The sequence below is a fragment of the Mycobacterium sp. TH-M106 genome (genome assembly GCF_057473765.1).
On sequence record NZ_JBYCLE010000015.1, the window covers coordinates 1 to 1,092 of the forward strand.

Annotated in this window: 1 pseudogene; it reads left to right on the forward strand. The window is 65.8% G+C overall.

Annotated features, from left to right (window positions below):
• Positions 1 to 1,092, forward strand: a pseudogene (locus AC2VOP_RS00515) (nitric-oxide reductase large subunit); the annotation flags it as partial.

The following is a 1,092-nucleotide window of genomic DNA, read 5'->3' on the forward strand; positions in this document are numbered from 1 at the left end:
TCACCCGGGGCCAGGAGATCTACCAGGCCCGCGGACTGATGGAGTACGGGTCGGTGCTCGGCCACGGCGCCTACCTCGGACCCGATTACACCGCCGAATACCTTCGGCGGGCCACCGACGACGTCGCTGATCAACTGCGCGCGCGGGGAGCGAAAGATCCCCGGGACCGGGTGGTCACCGAATTCCGGACCAACCGCTACAACCCGGCCACCAAGACACTGGTGTTGACCGCCCGACAGGCGGCCGCATTCGACCACATCCGAAACTATTACGCGGCCTATTTCGGGGAGAAGTCCACCAAATACGGACTATTGCCGCAGATGATCACCGACAAGGCGCAGATCCGCGACCTGACGGCGTTTTTCGCGTGGACGGCGTGGGCAGCCGCGGCCGAGCGCCCGGGCCACAAGTACAGCTACACCAACAACTGGCCGGCCGAGCCGCGCGTGGACAACGGTCCGACGGCACCGGTGATCGTGTGGTCGGTGCTGTCACTGATCGCGTTGCTGGGCGGCATCGGGATCATGTTCGCGGTCTACGGGCGCTGGAGCCAAAAAGTGGGCTGGCACAGCGCCGAGGCGTCCACGCTGTCGTTCCGACAACCCGGCGAGGTGAGCCTGACGCCGGCCCAGCGGGCCACCATCTGGTTCTTCGCGATCGTGTCGGTGCTGTTTTTGGCGCAGACACTGCTGGGAGCGGCCGCCGAGCACTACCGGGCGGACTTGTCGACGTTCTTCGGCCTGGATCTGGCCCGGGTGCTGCCCTACAACCTGGCCAGGACCTGGCATGTGCAGTTGTCGTTGTTCTGGACCGCGGCGGCGTTTCTGGCGGGCGGGATCTTCCTGGTGCCGTTCATCGCCCGCCGCGAGCCGCGCCGCCAAGGTGTTCTGGCCTACGTGCTGCTGGGCGCGGTGGCACTGGTGGTGTTCGGCTCCCTGATCTGTGAGGCACTGTCCATCTACGGAGTGATCCCGCACGGCTCGCTGTTCTCCCAACAGTGGGAGTATCTCGACCTGCCGCGGCTCTGGCAGATCCTGCTGATCGTCGGCATGTTCGTGTGGATCGCCATCATCTGGCGCGGCATGCGCGCCA